Source organism: Agrobacterium tumefaciens str. B6 (genome assembly GCF_001541315.1).
Taxonomy (GTDB): Bacteria; Pseudomonadota; Alphaproteobacteria; order Rhizobiales; family Rhizobiaceae; genus Agrobacterium; species Agrobacterium radiobacter.
In genome coordinates, this window is record NZ_LMVK01000006.1 from 94,051 (window position 1) to 111,581 (window position 17,531).

General features: G+C 60.6%; 13 protein-coding genes. 7 read left to right on the top strand and 6 right to left on the bottom strand.

The window, feature by feature from the left end; genetic code table 11:
- Positions 1–6 precede the first annotated feature (6 nt).
- The 5 genes from ASB65_RS06950 to ASB65_RS06970 form a co-directional block, all read right to left on the bottom strand.
- Positions 7–1,584, bottom strand: coding sequence for a cytochrome ubiquinol oxidase subunit I (locus ASB65_RS06950; protein ID WP_060723433.1), 1,578 nt, complete (start codon positions 1,582–1,584; stop codon positions 7–9).
- Between the two features lie 67 nt (positions 1,585–1,651).
- Positions 1,652–3,343: a thiol reductant ABC exporter subunit CydC gene (cydC, locus tag ASB65_RS06955; RefSeq protein WP_060723434.1), complete on the bottom strand. Its 1,692-nt coding sequence runs from the start codon at positions 3,341–3,343 to the stop codon at positions 1,652–1,654.
- The gene (gene cydD, locus ASB65_RS06960) at positions 3,340–5,049 is read right to left on the bottom strand and encodes a thiol reductant ABC exporter subunit CydD (protein ID WP_376905228.1); all 1,710 of its coding nucleotides are present in this window, start codon (positions 5,047–5,049) and stop codon (positions 3,340–3,342) included. Before cydD ends, cydC begins: the two co-directional genes overlap by 4 nt.
- 95 nt (positions 5,050–5,144) lie before the next feature.
- The gene (locus ASB65_RS06965; protein WP_003508593.1) at positions 5,145–5,723 is read right to left on the bottom strand and encodes a GbsR/MarR family transcriptional regulator; all 579 of its coding nucleotides are present in this window, start codon (positions 5,721–5,723) and stop codon (positions 5,145–5,147) included.
- 380 nt (positions 5,724–6,103) lie between these two features.
- Entirely contained in the window at positions 6,104–7,135 is a 1,032-nt protein-coding gene (locus ASB65_RS06970) for an L-idonate 5-dehydrogenase (RefSeq protein ID WP_060723436.1), read from the bottom strand.
- Positions 7,136–7,354: 219 nt separating this feature from the next.
- On the opposite strand from ASB65_RS06970, the gene ASB65_RS06975 reads away from it, so the two are divergent.
- The 3 genes from ASB65_RS06975 to ASB65_RS06985 all read left to right on the top strand — a co-directional run bounded on the left by ASB65_RS06975 (position 7,355) and on the right by ASB65_RS06985 (position 10,226).
- Positions 7,355–8,110 (top strand): SDR family oxidoreductase, encoded by a 756-nt coding sequence (locus ASB65_RS06975; RefSeq protein ID WP_060723452.1) that lies wholly within the window; start codon positions 7,355–7,357, stop codon positions 8,108–8,110.
- An 89-nt stretch (positions 8,111–8,199) separates the two neighbouring features.
- Positions 8,200–9,093, top strand: coding sequence for an NAD(P)-dependent oxidoreductase (locus ASB65_RS06980; RefSeq protein ID WP_035213322.1), 894 nt, complete (start codon positions 8,200–8,202; stop codon positions 9,091–9,093).
- Positions 9,094–9,242: 149 nt separating this feature from the next.
- Entirely contained in the window at positions 9,243–10,226 is a 984-nt protein-coding gene (locus ASB65_RS06985; protein ID WP_060723453.1) for an aldose 1-epimerase, read from the top strand.
- A 17-nt stretch (positions 10,227–10,243) separates the two neighbouring features.
- Here the strand turns inward: ASB65_RS06985 and ASB65_RS06990 are convergent, their stop codons facing one another.
- Complete coding sequence (locus tag ASB65_RS06990; protein ID WP_003508584.1) at positions 10,244–10,705, bottom strand: Lrp/AsnC family transcriptional regulator; 462 nt, start codon at positions 10,703–10,705, stop codon at positions 10,244–10,246.
- Positions 10,706–10,872: 167 nt separating this feature from the next.
- Between ASB65_RS06990 and ASB65_RS06995 the strand changes: the two genes are divergently transcribed.
- The 4 genes from ASB65_RS06995 (at position 10,873) to glgB (ending at position 17,519) form a co-directional block, all read left to right on the top strand.
- Positions 10,873–11,586 carry an aspartate/glutamate racemase family protein gene (locus ASB65_RS06995; protein ID WP_003508582.1) on the top strand — a complete coding sequence of 238 codons (714 nt, stop codon included), beginning with the start codon at positions 10,873–10,875 and terminating at the stop codon, positions 11,584–11,586.
- Positions 11,587–12,357 (top strand): class II glutamine amidotransferase, encoded by a 771-nt coding sequence (locus ASB65_RS07000; protein WP_003508580.1) that lies wholly within the window; start codon positions 11,587–11,589, stop codon positions 12,355–12,357.
- A gap of 492 nt (positions 12,358–12,849) precedes the next feature.
- Positions 12,850–15,312, top strand: coding sequence for a glycogen/starch/alpha-glucan phosphorylase (locus ASB65_RS07005; RefSeq protein WP_081088406.1), 2,463 nt, complete (start codon positions 12,850–12,852; stop codon positions 15,310–15,312).
- Positions 15,312–17,519, top strand: a complete 2,208-nt coding sequence (gene glgB / locus ASB65_RS07010) for a 1,4-alpha-glucan branching protein GlgB (protein WP_003508576.1) — start codon at positions 15,312–15,314, stop codon at positions 17,517–17,519. The genes ASB65_RS07005 and glgB overlap by 1 nt, the downstream gene beginning before the upstream one ends.
- Positions 17,520–17,531: the final 12 nt, after the last annotated feature.

Below are 17,531 nucleotides of genomic sequence, written 5' to 3' on the forward strand. Positions count from 1 at the left end.
GATCGTTTACTCCGCAGCGACGAGTTTTTCAGGAACGAGCGGCGCTTCCGGCTCACGGTCCGGATCAGGCCCCTTGCGGATCGCCTTCAGCATCAGCCCCATCTCGATGATGAACAGCACCGTGTAGATGGCGATGAAACACAGGAGCGTGATGAGTACCGTGGAGGCGCTGAGGCTGGAGACGGCCGCCGCTGTTGGCAACACGCCCTCGATGATCCATGGCTGGCGGCCGAATTCGGCCACGACCCAGCCCATCTCCGCCGCGATCCACGGCAGCGGAATGGCGAAGACCGCCACTTTCAGCAGCAACGGATAGTGATCCAGCCGGCGGCGGGCCGAAAGATAAAAGAACGTCGCCGTCAGAAGGATGAAGAACATGCCAAGGCCGACCATGATGCGGAACGCCCAGAACAGTGTCGGCACATGCGGAATGGTATCCGCCGCAGCTTTCGCAATCTGCTCTTCGCTCGCCTGGCGCGGATCATCGACATATCGTTTCAGCAGCAGGGCATAACCAAGCTCGTGGCCGAGTTCCGCAAAGGTGCCGCGCACCTCTTCGGGCAGTTGCGCGCCTTTGCCGGTGGCGCGTATCTGCGTCAGCGCGTCATAGGCCTTGATGCCGTCGCGGATGCGGGTCTTGGCCTGCTCCACCAGATCGTTGATGCCCGGAATTTGCGTATCGAGCGAGCGGGTGCCGATAAGACCCATCACCCACGGGATCTTCACGGCAAAATGCGTCTCGCGCGCTTCCTGATCGGGAAAACCGATGACCGTGAAGGGTGCCGGGGCGGGCTCCGTTTCCCACATGGCCTCGATGGAAGCGAGTTTCATCTTCTGGTGTTCGGTCGAGAGATAACCGCTTTCATCACCCAGCACGACGACCGACAGCGCCGATGCGAGACCGAAGGAAGCGGCGACCGTCATCGAACGCTTGGCCAAATCGACATGGCGGCCTTTCAGCACATACCAGGCCGAAACACCGAGCACGAAGATGGAGGCCGTCACGTAACCGGCGGAAACCGTGTGAACGAACTTCGCCTGCGCCACCGGGTTGAACAGGACCTCGAAGAAGTCAGTCACTTCCATGCGCATGGTCTGGGGATTGAAGGCAGAGCCCGTGGGGTTCTGCATCCAGCCATTGGCGATCAATATCCATAGCGCCGAAAAATTCGAGCCGAGCGCCACGCACCATGTCGCGACGAGATGGCCGAGTTTCGACAATTTATCCCAGCCGAAAAAGAACAGCCCGACGAAGGTGGCTTCCAGGAAGAAGGCCATCATGCCCTCGATCGCCAGCGGCGCACCGAAAATATCGCCGACATAGTGGCTGTAGTAGCTCCAGTTCATGCCGAACTGGAATTCCATGACGATGCCGGTGGAAACGCCAAGCACGAAGTTGATGCCGAACAACGTGCCCCAGAATTTCGTCATCTGCCGCCAGATCGTGCGGCCGGTCATGACATAGACCGTTTCCATGATGGCGATCACCACCGACAGTCCGATCGTCAGGGGAACGAACAGAAAGTGATACAAAGCCGTCACCGCAAATTGCAGGCGCGACAGCGCCACTATGTCGAGTTCCATAGTCTTACCCACCTTTTCCGGAAGGCCGGCCTTCCATTTCAAAGACGACGCCGGCTCTCAAAAAATCTCAGTCCGGGCGCAGTGTCTTCAGCACTACGCCGTATTCCGGGGCGCCGCTTTGACATTCATCAAATTGACGCCCCTCTTTCAGCACGATGATGCGCTCGGCAAATTCCGCCTCGCGGCGATTATGGGTGATCATCACGACAGTCTTTCCCTGCGCCCTGGCAAACAGCCGGGTGAGGACGTCGCGGGCAGTCTCGCCGTCGAGCCCCTCCGTCACCTCGTCGAGAAGCCAGAGCGGCCGGTCGGCGAGCAGGAAACGGGCGAGCGCCAGCCGGCGCGACTGGCCGCCGGAAAGCCCCTGGCCCGCCTCGCCAAGCCTTGTCTCCAGCCCGGCGGCCAGGGATTTGACGTGTTCGGCCAGGCCTGCCGCCGTCAGCGCATCCCACAATTCATCCGCGGTTGCGGCGGGTTTCGCCAGCCGCAGATTGTCGGCGATGCTGTCGCGGAAAAGCTGGCTGCGTTGCGTCATGAGAGTGGACGGCAGCGCGCTGACCGTGCCCGCAGCCGGCCGCAATTCACCCGCCAGAAGCTGGATGAGGCTCGTCTTGCCCGCGCCGCTCGGGCCGACGATCGCAAACCTCTCCCCCGCAGCGATTGCAAGGTTGATATTCGTCAGGACCGGATTGTCGTTCCCCTCCCGCTCCAGACGCACATCTTCGAGTTTTGCCGCCATCCCGCTGACCGGCAAGACGGGACAGCGACCCTCAACCGTTGCCGAGAGACGCGGCGCGATGCGCCGTGCGGAGAATAGCGTACGCCCAAGTTCCATCGCCCCACGACGCAGCGCCGTGAAAGGCTCCAGCGCAGCAAAACAGACGAGCAGCCCGAGCGCCGCAGCAGGCGCGCTCACCGCCCCCTGTTCCGCAAGCCAGGCCATGCCGAGAAGGGCTGCGCTCAAAAGAACGGCCGCTACAACTCCGAAGGAAAAACCGGCATTGGTCTCTATACGGTTCAGGTTATCGTCGCAGGCAGAGAGGTAATCATCCGCCCGTTTCACCGCCGCGACCTGCGCGGAAAGGCGGCCGGTGGTCAAGAGCTCCGTCTGTCCGCTCACGAGGTCGGCCGTGCGGGCCCGAAGCGCTTCAAGCCCGATTGCCCGGCGGCGCGAGAATGTTTCCGCCCGCAAGGCGGAGCGCGCCGAAATTCCAAGCCCCGCCACGATCAGGAAAGCTGCCGCCAGAATGCCGGCCATCGGATGGAGAAAACCAAGCCCGAAGCCTGTTGCGATCGCTGCGAGGATCGCCACGGCAGCGGGAACCAGCACGCGCAGATAAAGCGAATCCAGCGCGTCGATATCCGCTGTCAGCCGGTTCAGCAGGCGGGCAGGCCTTGCCTCCAGGGATTTCGCGGCCTGCGGCGCGGCAAAACCGCGAAACAGCTTTTCCCGAAGGGCTGCAAGCACGGAAAGCGTGGCTTCATGGGTGGTCATGCGCTCGCCATAGCGGGCGGCGGTGCGCGCCAGCGCCAGAAGACGAATGGCGGCCGAAGGGGCAAAGGCATCGAAGGCATAGGCCGTTGCGGGCAGAAGACCGGCAATCGCCGTTGCGGTGATAAACCAACCGGAAACGCCGAGAAGGCCAATGCCCGCCAGCACCGTCGTTACCGCCAGACCCGCGCCCGCCAGCAGCATGCCGCGCCGCGCCGACCAGAACAGGGCGATAACGGGTCTCAATATCGCAAAACGCGCGATCATGGCTGCCCCCTCGAATGGATCGCCGTCATATCCACGATCCTGTCCATGCGCGCCGCAAGCACCGGATCATGGGTCGCGACGATCAATGTCCTGCCATTTGCCAGTTGCAGCAGGTTATCCGTGACGAGAGCAGCCGTTTCCCGGTCGAGATGGGCTGTCGGCTCATCGGCCAGAACAAGCTGCGTGGCGGGGTCTGCGAAAGCGCGCGCAATGGCAAGCCGCACCGCCTCCCCGCCTGAAATGCCATATCCGCCATCACCGATCTGCAGATGCCGGCGTGCATGCGTCAATTCATCGAGCCCTGTGCGGCGCAGCGTCTCTTCCACCATGCCATCACTGACACCGGAACGACCGAAACGAATATTCGCCTTCAGCGAACCGGCAAAAAAGAACGGCTTCTGGCTGACCCAGCCGATCGTCCTGCGCAGCCCATCGGCCGTCGCATTGTCGAGCTTTACGCCGCCGATCCTGATCGAACCCTCTCCAGCCTCGGCCAACCCGGCAATCAAGGAGAGTACAGTGGATTTGCCACAACCGGAAGGCCCGAGAATCGCAACTCGCTCACCCTGTTGAACCGTCAGGTTGAGATTTTGGATGACAGACCGGGCGTTCGGATAAGCAAAGGAAAGATTGTCGATCTCCAAGAGGCCGGGCGTCGGGGATGGGACAGACGCCACATCCGCACCCTCTCCCGCGATGGCCGCACCACCAGCCGTCAGTTTGCCGAGCGCATCAAGCGCCGCTTCGCCGGCCGCGCGGTCGTGCCAGACGGCGGAGAGTTCCCGCAGCGGCTCGAAAAAGGCCGGCGCCAGAAGCAGGATGAAGAGACCTTCGGCTAGCGTCAGCTTGTGGCCCCAGGCGCCGAAATCCAGAAAACCGAGCAGATGAAAACCGATATAGACGGCGGTCATGGCAACGCCGAGCGCTGCGAAAAGCTCCAGCACCGCAGAGGAGAGAAAGGCGATCCTGAGCACCGCCATCGTCCGCTTCTTGAGGTTCTGCGCATCGGCGCTGAGACGCTCCGCCGTCAGATCGACGGCTTCGAGCGTGCGGATCGTTTCCAGCCCGCGCAGGCGATCAAGCAGGAAGGCATTCATATTGCCCGTCTCGGCAAGCTGCTTTTCACTGGCGGCCTTCGCCTGCCAGCCGATGAGCGCCATGAAAAGCGGGATGGTTGGCATGGCGAGCAGCAGCACCAGCGCCGCGATCCAGGTAAATGGCAGGATCGCCAGCACGAAAACCAGGGGAATGATGGTGGCCTTCATCCGCGCCGGCTGGAAACGGGAAAGATAGGGCACCAGCGCTTCCGCCGCCTCAGCCACGACGCCCGCCGCCTCACCCGAGGCGGTGCGCGACAGATCGAGCGGGGAAACCTTCGCCACAGCCTGCAGCGCTTCCAGCCGCCGTTGCGACAGCACCGCGCGGGCGGCACGAAACGACAGCCGCGCCGCCATCTTTTCCAGCCACGCCTTGACGAGGCCGAGGATGAGAACCGCAGCGGCGGCCGGCACGATCGCCATCATCGGCGCGCCATCGGCAATTCTTCCGACGGAAAAGGCAAGCAAAGCCGCCTGCGGCAGCCACAGTAAAGCCGCCAGCACATGCAGCAGGGCAACGGATCTCCCCACCACCGGCGCGCGTGTCATTTTCGCCCGCCCATCGGCTTTGTCGCGAGAGGTTCTGCGGTTCGCTTTGCGCCGACGCATCGCCTCGGGCGAGACTGCAGCCGGCGCGGGACAGACTGCCCCGTCACCATCGGCCCCATGGCGGATTTCCACTGACATGCTCACGGCCGCTCTCCTCACCCGTCCTTCTTCGCGCCACGGGGTCTGGCAAGGGAGACGATCTTGTCCTTGGCCTCCAGCAGCTTCGTGACCTTCGAACCGAGCGCGAGAAGCGACGCCAGCCTTTCCGTCTCCAGCCGCTTCACATCGTCATACCAGCCGGTGAGCTGCTCGATCAGCGTCTTCATCTCGTCGATGCGCTTTTGCGCATGCCGCTCATCTTCGTTTTCCGGCGTCTCCATCAGAATTTCACGCAGCACGCTGAGCGTCGGATCGATCTCGCGTTTCTTGCGCTCCTCGGCAAGGGTGCGGAGAATTTGCCAGACATCGTCAGGCGTCGTGAAAAAATCGCGCCGGTCGCCGGGAAAATGCTTGAGAATTGCAAGGTTCCACGCCTGCAGCTCCTTCAGGCTCATCGACACGTTGGAACGGGAAATGCCAAGCGCCTCCACAATATCGTCCGCACACAACGGCTGCGGCGAAATGTAAAGCAAAGCATAGACTTGGCCAACGGTGCGGTTAATGCCCCAGCGGCTGCCCATCTCACCGAAATGCAGCACGAAGGACTGAACGAGCGGGGAGAGATTGGTTGGCATTTCTTTGTTTCCTGAATTTTCAGTAATTTCTGAAATTTCGATAACGCAAAAAAAGACAGGCGGCAAATCACCTTTTTGACCTGCGTCAAAATGTGCAAATGGGCAGAGACGACATCGGTGAAGATGCTCGTGGGTGCAGCCAGGGCAAAATATGCGGCAGTCGTGTTGGGGCTTTATGACAGGCTGGGCGTTTGCTCGGGTTCGTCACCCTCTCTCCGTCATTCCGGCCTTGAGCTGGAATAACGCACTCCAAAGCAGCTGATGATATCGATAACATAGCTGCAGGCCGCCGCAGGCAAAAATCCACCCATAAAAAATCGGCGGCGGAAAGATCCGCCGCCGATCGAAACGTCCGCACATTCCCCGTGCGGCAAAAGCGCTTACGAAAAAGCGATCTGCACCTTCATGGCGCGACTGCGGTCGGAGGCGAATTCGAAGGCCGAGATGGCGTCGTCGAGATCGACGGTCTGGGTGATGAACGGCTTGACGTCGATCAGGCCCTTGCGCATCAATTCCACACCAGTGGCGAATTCCTCATGGAAGCGGAAAGAACCGCGCAGATCCAGTTCCTTGGCGGCGATCGCCATCATCGGCAGGTTCATATCGCCGCCAAGACCGAGCTGGACGATGATGCCGCGCGGACGAAGCGCCGTAATACCACCGGCAAGCGCCACCGCCGCACCCGAGCATTCATAGAGAACATCGAAAGTTCCCTTGTTCGCACCATAAGCGGCAAGCGCGTCGGGTTCATCCTTGCTGTTGATGACACGGTCCGCACCCGCCTCACGCGCCTTGGCGAGCGTGAAATCGGAAAGATCGGTGGCGACGATTTCAGCCGCGCCGGCACGGCGCGCGGCCAGAATGGAGAGGATGCCGATCGGGCCACAACCCGTGACAAGCACACGTTTTCCCAGCAAATCACCGGCGCGGCGGGTGGCATGCAGCGTCACCGCGAGCGGCTCGGCCATGGCGGCCTCGCCGGCGCTCAGGCCATCGGCCGGCACGCATTGCAGGGCGTCCGCCACCAGAACCTCACGGAAAGCACCCTGAATATGCGGGAAAGGCATGGCGCTGCCATAAAAGCGCATGTTGAGGCACTGGTTGTGCAGTCCTTCCTGGCAGAAGCGGCAGGTTCTGCAGGGACGGGACGGCGAAACGGCGACCAGACCGCCGACCTTCAGCCCTTCGACGCCCTCGCCCAGTTCTTCGATGACGGCCGAGACCTCATGGCCCAGCACCATCGGCTCACGAAGCCGCACCGCGCCGAAGCCTCCGTGATTGTAATAATGCAGATCGCTGCCGCAAATTCCGCCCCGGACCAGACGAAGCCGTACTTCTCCCGCTCCCGGCGCTTCCTCGGGCCGTTCCTCGATGCGCACATCCTTGGCCCCATGGGCAACAATCGCTCTCATAAATATCTCCCGTTCGACATCGCGCCTGAGCAGCACGACAAATAATCCGCATCCCTGTCACCGCCGCCTGCCGTGCATTTGCACGCCGTGCAGCCTCCCCGCCCGCCCGATCCGTACCGAAACCGGGCGTTTAAGCCTTGACATCCACGTCTGAAAGGGATGAATGTTATCGATAACATAAACCGGTATGAATGCAATGTCGAGAGACTGGAGGAAACAGTGGGCCTTAATTTGTTCGATCTTTCCGGCCGCCGCGCCCTGATCACGGGTTCGTCCCAGGGCATCGGCTTCGCGCTGGCGCAGGGGCTGGCGGAAGCCGGAGCGGAAGTGGTGCTGAACGGGCGCGATGAAGCGAAGCTGAAGGCCGCCGCCGCTGGCCTCAAGGGTGCGAAAACACTTGCCTTCGACGCCACCGATCATGGCGCGGTGCGCGAAGCCATCGACCGTTTCGAAGCGGATGTCGGCGCGATCGATATTCTCGTCAACAATGCCGGCATGCAGCACCGCACGCCGCTTGAGGATTTTCCGGCGGATGCCTTCGAGCGCCTGCTGCAGACCAACATCGCCTCGGTGTTCCACGCCGGACAGGCTGCCGCGCGCCATATGATCAGCCGTGGCCGTGGCAAGATCATCAACATCGCCAGCGTTCAGACCGCCCTTGCCCGCCCCGGCATCGCGCCCTACACCGCCACCAAGGGCGCCGTCGGCAATCTGACGAAAGGCATGGCGACGGACTGGGCCAAATACGGCCTGCAATGCAACGCCATTGCGCCCGGCTATTTCGATACGCCGCTCAATGCGGCTCTGGTTGCCGATCCCACCTTTTCGGCATGGCTTGAAAAGCGCACGCCGGCCGGTCGCTGGGGCAAGGTCGAAGAGCTTGTCGGCGCCTGCATCTTCCTGTCATCCGATGCCTCGTCCTTCGTGAACGGACATATTCTCTACGTCGACGGCGGCATCACCGCTTCGCTTTAACAAACACCAAAACCGGATGGCCGGCTGCGGCCGCCATCCGGTTTTGAACCGATGACACCACGACACTTTGGGAGGAGGCCGTGAACACCATGACCGAGAAGAACAAAGTCGCGCTGATCGGCGCCGGCGCCATGGGCGGCGCGATCGGCACACGGCTCATCGAGACCGGCAATCAGCTGACGGTTTTCGATCTGGATGCGGAAAAGGTGGCGGCGTTGACGAGCCTCGGCGCGCAGAGCGCCGGCACGGCGGCGGAAGCGGCTTCAGTTTCCGATGTGGTGATCCTCAGCCTCAATTCCCCGAAAATCGTTCGCATCGCCGTCTTCGGCAAGGATGGCGTGGCGGCGGGGGCAAAGCCCGGCACACTCATCATCGACATGTCCTCCATCGATCCGGAGGCGACCAAGGAGCTAGCGGCCGATGCTGCGGAAAAGGGCCTGCGCTGGGTGGACAGCCCGCTTTCGGGCGGTGCGCCCAAGGCGCTTGTCGGCCAGTTGACGCTGATGGCCGGCGGCAGCGAAAAGGATGTGGCCGATGCGCATCGCGTGCTGCGGCATGTGGCCAGCAACTATACCCACATGGGACCCTGCGGCGCGGGACAGACGACGAAACTCATCAATCAGGTTCTCTGCGGGCTGAATTTCCTTGCGGTGGCGGAAGCAACACAGCTTGCGCTGGATGCCGGCGTCAATGCCGCCAAAATCCCGCAGGCGCTGAAGGGCGGCCGCGCCGATAGCGCCATCCTGCAGGAATATATGCCGCGTTACGTGGCAAAGGATTACCGCCGCACCGGCCGTATCGACAATATGGTGAAAGACCTCAACGGCGCGCAGGATCTCGCCCGGCGCACCAACACGGCCATGCCGCTGACGGCACTTTGCGCCGAAGTGCACCGCATGCTGACGGCGGCAGGGCTGGGTGGAGAGGATCAGGCCGCACTGATGGAGTTTTTCAGCGGCGCGAAACGCACCTTTCCAGACTGATTGCCCGATGGGCATGAAATGGCAGGAGCCTGTTGATACAGCCCCCACGAGCCATTGCGAAATTGTCCTTCAGCGAAGATGATCGGGCGAATCGGCATGGCAATTGCCCCGATCATCGCAGACGCATGCATGCAAAGGACAATTTCCCGATGACTACCTCCACGACAGGCACGGGGATTGCCGGTCTGACCGTTTCCGGAAACGGTTTCATTGCCGAAATCGCTTTTGAGGGCGCGACGCTTCTGAGCTGGCGGCCGATCTCTGCCGATGGCGGAGAAGGCGAAGATCTTGTCGACGGATATTCGACGCCCGCCGAACTGCAATCGCAAAACGGCGTGAGAAACGGCATTCTCGCACCCTTCACCAATCGCATCCCGGATGGCCAGTTCAGTTTTGGCGGGCAGGCGCACCGCATTGAACCGGTGCTTGCCCACGAAGCCCTCGTCTTCCATGGATTTGCCAGAGCCCTGCCCTTCGCCCTCGCGCAATCTCTTGAGGAAAATGGCGCTCGCATCCTTATCTTCCGCACTGAAATATTGCCTGCGGATTTCAAGGGTTATCCCTACCGTCTCACCATCGAGGTGGAATATCGCTTCGCCGGCCATGAGGTCACCATCGACATACGCGGCATCAATCGCGACGACCGGCCCCTGCCTTTCGCCGCCGGCTGGCATCCCTATTTCCGCCTGCCCGGCACAACGTCTATCGACGACCTTCTTCTCACGCTGCCCTCGCGAACGGCGATTGAAACAGACGAGGACCTGATCCCCCTTCGCGACCCACAGGGCGGGATAGTCAAACGGGACGACACCCGCTTTCTCTATGCGCCGCTGGCCGGCCATGTACTCGATGTCTGCTTCACCGATCTGGTCGCATCCGAAAACGGGCTTTACGAGACGAGGCTCGAAAACCGGCACGATGGTTCGAGCCTGACGGTATGGCAGGAGCGTGGGCACATGCATGTCTTCACCGGCGATACGCTCGCCCGCGACAGGCGGCACTCCATCGCGCTTGAACCCGTGGAAACACCAACCAACGCCTTCAACCACCAGGAACTCGCGGATGCGATTACCCTGCAACCCGGCGAGACTAGAGGCTTCCGCTTTGGCGTCCGTTTCAAGGCGGCGCGCTGATAAGGCTCGATAAGCCCTCAGATATGCGTCGTCGGCAGCGAAGACGACAGCTTAACCGTCTCCATGGAGATATAGGCGGACATGTCGTAAAGCTGCACGCGGCGCAGGATCTGTTTATAGACCGTGTCGTAATATTCGACATTCGGCAGCACCAGCTTCAGAATATAGTCGAAATTGCCGGTCAGCCGGTGAACCTCGACGATCTCAGGTATGGTGCTGACGGCGGCATGGAACCGGTCCAGCCAGTCCTCCGCATGCAGGCCCGTTCTCACCAGCAGAAAAACCGTGGTCGGCAGGTTGATCTTCCGTCGGTCCAGCAGCGCCATCGTGCCCGTCACATAACCTTCCGTTCGCAGCCGCGTGATGCGGCGCGAACAGGCCGATAGCGACAGGGAAACCTCCTCTGCGATATCCGCGAGTGGGGTCTCGGCATTCTCCTGGAGAATCGCAAGGATTCGGCGGTCACGGTCGTCAATCATCCGTTAAGAATGCACCGGTTAACGCAACAGCGCAAGAAATTTGCGATATTATCTAATATGGCGCGTTACATTTGCATACTTGCCGCGCAATCCTCTAAAAAACGCATGCCGTTTTCGTTTCGGTGGTGGCATTCTTGTCTTCAATCAAACTTGATAAGGGAACTCTTATGAAACGGATCGGCCTGATCGGCGGCATGAGCTGGGAATCTACCGCAACCTATTACCGCATGATCAATGAGGCCGTGCGCGACAGCCGCGGCGGCCTGGTCTCGGCCGATATCGTCATGCATTCGCTCGATTTTTCCGAGGTCGTCGCCCTTCAGAAAGCCGATCGCTGGGATGAGGCAGGCGCACTTCTGGGCGCTGCCGGTGCACGCCTTGCCAATGCGGGCGCCGATTGCGTGCTGATCTGCACCAACACCATGCATCTTGTCGCTGACACCGTAGCGAAAATGTCCGGCGTGGCGCTGATCGACATCATCGATGAAACCGCAGCAGCCCTGAAGGCGGATGGACGCCGCAAGCCGCTTCTGCTCGCCACCCGCTACACGATGGAGCACGGCTTCTACACCGACCGCATGCGCCGCCACGGCGTCGACGTGGTCGTGCCCGATGCGGAAGACAGGGCTGCGATCCACGACATCATCTTCGGCGAACTCTGCCAGGGCGAGATCAAGTCCTGCTCGCGTGAACGCTATCTCGCGGTCATCGACAAGGCTCGCGCACTCGGCGTCGATTCCGTCATTCTCGGCTGCACCGAAATTTCGCTGCTGATCGACCCCGACGCCCTGCCGCTGCCCGGTTACGATTCGACCGCCATTCACGCGAAGGCCGCCGTCGGCTTCGCGCTCGGAAACAAGGCTTTCGACAGAGCCGCATGAATGTGCCGCCTCTTTGCCTATTCCGGTAAACCCGTCTGGCTCGACAGCCTGCTGATCGAGCCGGAAGCATCACTGGTCAGCCAGTCCATGGCCGCAAGGGAAGCGAAAACCGTCGTCAATGGCGATGGTTGCGGCCTTGGCTGGTATGGCGAACGCGGAACGCCCGGCGTCTTTCGTGATACCAGGCCAGCCTGGTCGGATGCCAATCTCGCTGCACTCTGCCACCAGCTTCGCTCGGGCATGTTCATGGCCCATGTCCGCTCCGCCACCTCAGGCGAAGTATCCCGCGCCAATTGCCACCCCTTTGCCCATGGCCAATATCTCTTCATGCATAACGGCCAGATCGGCGGCTACGAGCAGATCAGGCGCGACATCGACTCCCTTATCCCCGATGATATCTATGCATCCCGACGCGGCACCGGCGACAGCGAAGCAATATTCCTCATCGCCGCCGGCCTTGGCCTTGATGCCGATCCCGTGCGCGCAATTTCCACCGCCCTTCGTCTCTGTCAGGAAAAGATGGTCGCGGCGGGCGTTTCCTCCGCACTGCGCTTCAGCGCCGTGCTGATGGACGGCGATTGCCTGCACGCCTTCCGCTGGTCGAGCGATGACAAGCCGCCGACGCTCTACTGGCGCGGTCTGGAAGAAGGCATCGCGTTGAGTTCGGAGCCCTTTTCCTTCGATTGCACTCCCTGGTGCGCCGTTCCGCCGAATACCCGCGTGACGATCCGCGCCGGGGAAATGACGACAGAGCCTTTTTTCCTGCCGTAAACATCGTCTTCGACGACGGTGTTACTCCGTTTTCACACCGCCGCCACGCGAGACAAACATGGCTGTGGCGGCGACCCATTTATTTTCATTGAATTTTTGCGGCCGCGAAGGCTAGTGTGTGATTTAGAGCATCGGACCGAAACATATGCGCGGTTTTCGGTCTGGTGTGTAAAGATAATAGAGCGAAACAGATTTCAGGACCGGTGAACCATTTAAAAGTGTTGCAGCCTCTCTCCCTTTTTTGAACGATGCCCGGCATCGCGACCACCACGCAAACCTCTTCAGGAACGGCGGATAAAGGGCCGGCAATGCCTTCGGCGATCCTTGGGACGCGGAAGAAAAATTCTTATTTTTCATAAACCTAAGCCGTTCAACTTTCCGCAAAAAATGCTGTTGCCACACCTCCATATCGATGCATAAACTGGCATCAGCAAAGGCAACACGGATCGACCTCATCAGACCCTCTCCTCCCACCAAGGTGCTGACCGACCAATGATCAATAATCTAAACGCCGCCGATCTTCCCCGCCCCGCCCCGCGCAGTTCCAACCCGGAAATCATGGCGTCGGAAATCATCGAACGCCTCACCTACCGCATCGGTAAGGACGTCAAGGTTGCCAAGCCGCACGACTGGCTGACCGCAACCATCCTCGTCGTGCGCGACCGCATCATCGACAAATGGATGGAATCCACCCGCAAGGCCTATCACAACAATTCCAAGCGCGTTTATTACCTGTCGCTCGAATTCCTGATCGGTCGCCTGATGCGCGACGCCATCTCCAATATCGGCCTGATGCACGAAATCCGCGATGCGCTGTCCTCGCTCGGCGTCGATCTTGACGTCATCGCCGGTCTGGAGCCGGATGCAGCCCTTGGCAATGGCGGCCTTGGCCGTCTCGCCGCCTGTTTCATGGAATCCATGGCGACCGTCGATATTCCCGCCTATGGCTATGGCATCCGTTACGTGCACGGCCTCTTCCGCCAGCAGATGGCGGATGGATGGCAGGTGGAACTGCCGGAAACCTGGCTGGCGCATGGCAACCCCTGGGAATTCGAGCGCCGCGAAAGCTCCTATGAAAGCGGCGTCGGCGGATCGGTGGAGACGATCGGCGGTTATGAAGATCCGCAGCGCTTCGTCTGGAAACCGGCCGAACGCGTCATCGCCATGGCTTACGACACGCCGGTCGTCGGCTGGCGCGGCACCCGCGTCAACACGCTTCGCCTGTGGTCGGCGCAGCCGATAGATCCCATTCTTCTGGCCGCCTTCAATGCCGGCGACCATATCGGCGCATTGCGCGAAAGCAACAAGGCGGAAAGCCTGACGCGGGTTCTCTACCCCGCCGATGCGACGCCGGCCGGTCAGGAACTGCGCCTGCGGCAGGAGTTCTTCTTCTCCTCCGCTTCGCTGCAGGACATTCTGCGCCGCCATCTGCAGCAGTACCCGGATTTCACCTCGCTGCCCGACAAGGTTTCGATCCAGCTTAACGACACGCATCCGGCCATTTCCATCTGCGAAATGATGCGCCTTCTCTGCGATGTCCATGGCCTTGAATTCGACGAAGCCTGGAAGATCACACAGGGCACCTTCTCCTACACCAACCACACGCTTCTGCCGGACGCGCTGGAAAGCTGGCCGGTGCCGCTGCTCGAGCGCCTTTTGCCCCGGCACATGCAGATCGTTTACGCCATCAACGCCAATACGCTGCTCTTCGCCCGCAAGGAAAAGAAGATGGCGGATCAGCAGATCCGCTCCATCTCTCTCATCGATGAAGGCGGCGAGCGCCGTGTGCGCATGGGCAACCTCGCCTTCATCGGCTCGCATTCCATCAACGGCGTTTCCGCCCTTCATACCGAGCTGATGAAGGAAACGGTCTTTGCCGACCTGCACAGCCTCTATCCTGATCGTATCAACAACAAGACCAACGGCATTACGCCGCGCCGCTGGCTGATGCAGTGCAACCCCGGTCTGACCGGATTGATCAGGGAAGCGATCGGCGACGATTTCCTCGATGATGCGGAAAAGCTGACGGCACTCGACCGTTTCGCCGACGATGCCGGTTTCCGCGAGAAATTCGCCGAGGTGAAGCGTCTGAACAAGGTGCGGCTTGCCAATACGGTGGCGCAGCGCATGGGCATCCGCGTCGATCCCTCGGCCATGTTCGACATCCAGATCAAGCGCATCCACGAATATAAGCGCCAGCTTCTGAACCTTGTTGAGACTGTCGCCCTTTACGACCAGATCCGTTCCCACCCGGAACTGGATTGGGTGCCGCGCGTTAAGTTCTTCGCAGGCAAGGCGGCGCCGAGTTATCACAACGCGAAGCTGATCATCAAGCTTGCCAACGATATTGCCCGGGTCATCAACAACGATCCGGCCGTGCGCGGGCTTCTCAAAGTGGTGTTTGTTCCGAACTATAACGTCTCACTTGCCGAAATCATGGTTCCCGCCGCCGATCTTTCGGAACAGATTTCGACGGCCGGCATGGAAGCCTCCGGCACCGGCAACATGAAATTCGCGCTGAACGGTGCGCTGACCATCGGCACGCTCGATGGCGCGAATGTGGAAATGCTCGAACATGTCGGCGCTGAGAACATCGTCATCTTCGGCATGACGGCGGAAGAAGTGGCCAGAGCTCGCGCCGAGGGCCACAATCCGCGTGCCATCATCGAAGGGTCTGCGGAATTGTCGCAGGCTCTGTCGTCCATCGCGTCGGGTGTGTTTTCACCGGATGATCGTTCGCGGTTTTCCGCCCTCATCGACGGCATATACAACAGCGACTGGTTCATGGTCGCCGCCGATTTCGACGCCTATGCCGACGCACAGCGCAAGGTGGACGCGATCTGGAGCGATCAGGATAGCTGGAACACCAAAGCAGTGCGCAACACGGCGCGTATGGGCTGGTTCTCGTCCGACAGGACGATCCGCCAATATGCCACCGAGATCTGGAGAGCCTGATGAAAAAACCGCTCAATTCGGCCGAAGAGAAAAAGACTGGCGAAATCACGAAGGCTGAAATCGAGGCGATCAAGAGCGGTTTGCATTCCAATCCCTTTGCCCTTCTCGGCGTTCACGAGACGCCGGAAGGGTTTTCCGCCCGCTGTTTCATTCCGGGCGCCGAGGAGGTTTCCGTCCTCACGCTGGATGGAAATTTCGTAGGTGAATTGAAGCGGCTTGATCCTGATGGTTTTTTCGAAGGCCGGATCGATCTTTCAAAGCGCCAGCCGGTGCGGTACCGCGCCAGCCGCGACGATGCCGAATGGGCGGTGACCGACCCCTACAGCTTCGGCCCTGTTCTCGGCCCCATGGACGATTATTTCGTCCGTGAAGGATCGCATCTCAGGCTCTTCGACAGGATGGGCGCGCATCCGCTGAAACTCGAAGGCGTCGAAGGTTTTCACTTCGCCGTGTGGGCGCCCAATGCGCGGCGTGTTTCCGTCGTCGGCGATTTCAACAATTGGGATGGCCGCCGGCATGTGATGCGCTTCCGCAAGGATACCGGCATCTGGGAAATCTTCGCGCCTGACGTCTATGCCGGCTGCGCCTACAAGTTCGAAGTCCTCGGCGCCAATGGCGAGCTTCTCCCCCTAAAGGCCGATCCCTATGCCCGCCGCGCCGAATTGCGGCCGAAGAACGCTTCCGTCACCGCGCCGGAACTGACGCAGAAATGGGAAGATCAGGCCCACCGGGAACATTGGGCGCAGGTGGACCAGCGCCGCCAACCGATCAGCATCTATGAGGTGCATGCCGGCTCCTGGCAGCGCCGCGAGGACGGCACCTTCCTCAGCTGGGATGAACTCGCCGCCCAGCTCATTCCCTATTGTACGGATATGGGCTTCACCCATATCGAATTCCTGCCCATCACCGAACATCCCTATGATCCCTCCTGGGGTTACCAGACGACCGGCCTTTATGCGCCATCCGCCCGTTTCGGCGATCCCGAGGGCTTTGCCCGCTTCGTCAACGGCGCGCACAAGGTCGGTATCGGCGTTCTTCTCGACTGGGTTCCGGCGCATTTTCCGACCGATGAGCACGGGTTGCGCTGGTTCGACGGCACCGCGCTTTACGAGCACGCCGATCCGCGTCAGGGTTTTCACCCCGACTGGAACACGGCGATCTACAATTTCGGCCGTATCGAGGTCATGTCCTACCTCATCAACAACGCGCTTTATTGGGCCGAGAAATTCCATCTCGACGGCCTGCGCGTCGATGCGGTCGCCTCGATGCTCTATCTCGATTATTCCCGCAAGGAAGGCGAGTGGATTCCCAATGAATATGGCGGACGCGAAAATCTCGAATCCGTCCGCTTCCTGCAGAAGATGAATTCGCTCGTCTACGGCACCCATCCCGGCGTCATGACGATCGCGGAGGAATCCACCTCGTGGCCGAAAGTGTCCCAGCCCGTCCACGAGGGCGGTCTCGGTTTCGGCTTCAAATGGAACATGGGCTTCATGCACGACACGCTGAGTTATTTCGCGCGTGAGCCGGTGCATCGCAAGTTCCACCATCAGGAACTGACCTTCGGCCTGCTTTACGCCTTCACCGAGAATTTCGTGCTTCCGCTTTCCCACGACGAGGTGGTGCACGGCAAGGGATCGCTGATCGCCAAGATGTCCGGCGATGACTGGCAGAAATTCGCCAATCTCCGCTCCTATTACGGCTTCATGTGGGGTTATCCCGGCAAGAAGCTGCTGTTCATGGGGCAGGAGTTCGCACAGTGGAGCGAATGGAGCGAAAAGGGGTCGCTCGACTGGAACCTGCGCCAATATCCGATGCATGAGGGCATGCGCCGCCTCGTGCGCGATCTCAACCTCACCTATCGATCCAAAGCTGCCCTGCACGCCCGTGACTGCGAACCTGACGGCTTCCGCTGGCTTGTGGTCGATGATCACGAGAATTCCGTCTTCGCCTGGCTGCGCACGGCGCCCGGCGAAAAGCCGGTGGCGGTCATCTGCAACCTCACCCCGGTCTATCGGGAAAATTATTATGTGCCGCTGCCTCTGGCGGGGCGGTGGCGGGAGATTCTCAACACCGATGCCGAAATTTATGGCGGCAGCGGCAAGGGAAATGGCGGACGCGTTCAGGCGGTCGATGCCGGCGGCGATATCGGGGCGATGCTCGTCCTGCCGCCGCTTGCCACGATCATGCTCGAACCGGAAAACTGACAGACAGAGAGG